The 2293-nt window shown below is 40.0% G+C and carries 2 protein-coding genes and 1 pseudogene; 1 reads left to right on the forward strand and 2 read right to left on the reverse strand.

Features of this window, described 5'->3' with window-relative positions; all coding sequences use genetic code 11:
• Window positions 1-487: pseudogene (locus ACRCJ0_RS12230) on the forward strand (DNA-directed RNA polymerase subunit beta'); the annotation flags it as partial.
• A gap of 103 nt (window positions 488-590) precedes the next feature.
• On the opposite strand, the gene ACRCJ0_RS12235 reads toward ACRCJ0_RS12230, so the two are convergent.
• Together ACRCJ0_RS12235 and ACRCJ0_RS12240 are read right to left on the reverse strand one after the other, a co-directional pair.
• Window positions 591-1391 carry a hypothetical protein gene (locus tag ACRCJ0_RS12235; protein WP_431390597.1) on the reverse strand — a complete coding sequence of 267 codons (801 nt, stop codon included), beginning with the start codon at window positions 1389-1391 and terminating at the stop codon, window positions 591-593.
• Window positions 1392-1422: 31 nt separating this feature from the next.
• Complete coding sequence (locus tag ACRCJ0_RS12240) at window positions 1423-2139, reverse strand: prepilin peptidase (protein ID WP_431390598.1); 717 nt, start codon at window positions 2137-2139, stop codon at window positions 1423-1425.
• Between the last annotated feature and the right edge of the window lie 154 nt (window positions 2140-2293).

Consider the following 2293-nt stretch of genomic DNA (forward strand, 5'->3'; position numbering starts at 1 on the left):
CTCTCAAGGGGTAGACATCAATGATAAACACGTGGAGGTTATGGTTCGTCAAATGCTACGTAAAGTACGTGTCCTTGACCCAGGTTCAACAGACTTGTTACCAGGTAAATTAATGGATACTGCAGACTTTACAGATGCCAATACGCAAGCAATCCGTTCAGGTGAACTACCTGCAACAGCGCGCCCAGTATTATTAGGTATCACTAAAGCAGCCTTAGAAACTAACAGTTTCCTATCTGCAGCCTCATTCCAAGAAACAACTAAAGTCTTAACTGACGCGGCTATCCGTGGTAAAGAAGACCACTTACTTGGATTGAAGGAGAACGTTATTATCGGTAAGATCATCCCTGCAGGTACAGGTATGGCTCGTTACCGTGAAATGGAACCGAAAAAAATCGGTGACACACAACAACTAATCTACGGCGAAGAAGTAGATGAAGATGCTGAAATTAGCCAAATTGACTACTCAAGTATTCAAGAAAACTAATTCACCATTGTAGAAACCACAAATGAATATTCAGACGAGAAAAAATCCCTAGGCCAAATTGGTCTAGGGATTTTGTGTTTTATAGAGAGAAAAAATTTGAAATTTACGACCGGGCCGTCACTTTGAAGGCAATATAAGACCGGTCATCAAAGCTGACTTGGTCAGGGTTGAGGCCTTTTGTGGAAATAAATTGATCAATTAAATTCGGATCATTGTGGATAATTGCTTGCAGGTAAGCTTCAGTTTCTTCAAAAGTTGGTCGAATATCTGGATAACCATCTGATGTTAGGACTATTTCATCCCCAGCTTGAACAGGTATAGTTGTCATTAAGCTACTTGGAATCTCTTGTCCGTTTAAAACCGAATAACCAAACCGTGTATCAGCCTTGTTGGCAAATGCGTTTGAGGAAATTAAATAGGGCATAATGGCGTCTCTGGCCTCGTGGTGGTGGTTAGGGTTGATATGCAAGATGAGTGACCGGAAGGCGCTTAAAATATCATCAGAGGCCTTTGGTTGGGTATATAATTGCCCGTTTACACTAGCTTGGCAATCCCCAATTAGGTAGATACACTTGTAGAAAGCAGAATACAAAGCCATAGCAGCTTGTGGACCATGTTCGATTCGGTCTAGCGGGAAATCCACATGTGTATAAAACTTGTCCTCAAAAGCTTGGTTAACACCTGAAATAACCGTCTCGATAGGTGCTTGTGGATCTAATGTGGTTAAGAAATCATGGATGATGTTGGACGCTATTTTGCCAGTTCTCATGCCTTTATGGATAAAGTTCGACTTGGATGTTACCCCGTCTATAACAGCGATGAAGTGGTCGTTTGTAAAAAGAGCGTCCTCGCATAAAGCTGGCTGGTCATATTTACCTTGGATGAAAGTGTGTTGAATTTGCAAATTCTCTCCCTCACATTCTATACTTTGCTAATTACAGTATATAGAAGACGATGGGATAGGCAAAGAATAAGTAAGGGATAAATGGCAGACCAGTCGGCGGGTTTACATTTTTTATTTTCACATAACAGATGTGGCAGAGGGCTAGACCACTAGCGATCAACAGAAGATATGAGAAGGTTAAGGGACCGAGCATTAGGGCTAAGACTGCCAGTGTTTTAATATCACCACCACCTATACCTTGATGAAGCAGATAATTGCAGGTGATTAAAGTGATGAAGACCAGCAGGGAAAAGGTAACGTGGGTTAAGAGCGTTAGGTTCGGATTTCGGTAAAGATAATAAATAACAACTAATAATAATATGACTTGAAATCGGTCTGGTATGATTTGTAAAGCCAGATCGGCACTGGTCATAATGAGTAGGATGGCGAAAATCATGCAGAGAAGAATAGCCGTTTCAGTCGGGTGGTTCAGAAAAAACAAGAGAGAAAATATAGCGAAAAATCCTTCACAGAATGGATAAATAAAAGGTATTGATTGGCGACAAGTCTGGCACTTACCTGCTGATAGTCCGTAACCGATAATTGGTATCAAGGCTAAGGGTGAAAGCGTGACTTGACAATTGTCGCATTTGGAACGACCGCGGATAAAGGATTGTCCAAGGACTGTTCTTGAACCAACCACCATAAAAAACGAAGCAAGACTAGCAAAAAGGGCCAATAAAATGCTATAATAAACAGACAATATCATTTTCAACCTCCATATGTTTTATATACGTATTTTTTCTGCCGATGCGCTAAAAATGACAAAAAATAAAATTTTTATGGAAATTGTATTGACAGTGTCTAAATCAGATGGTATTATTTAATAGTTGTCTTTGACAGATAACTAATTGAAATATTTA

Source organism: Aerococcus sp. L_32, from assembly GCF_050689315.1.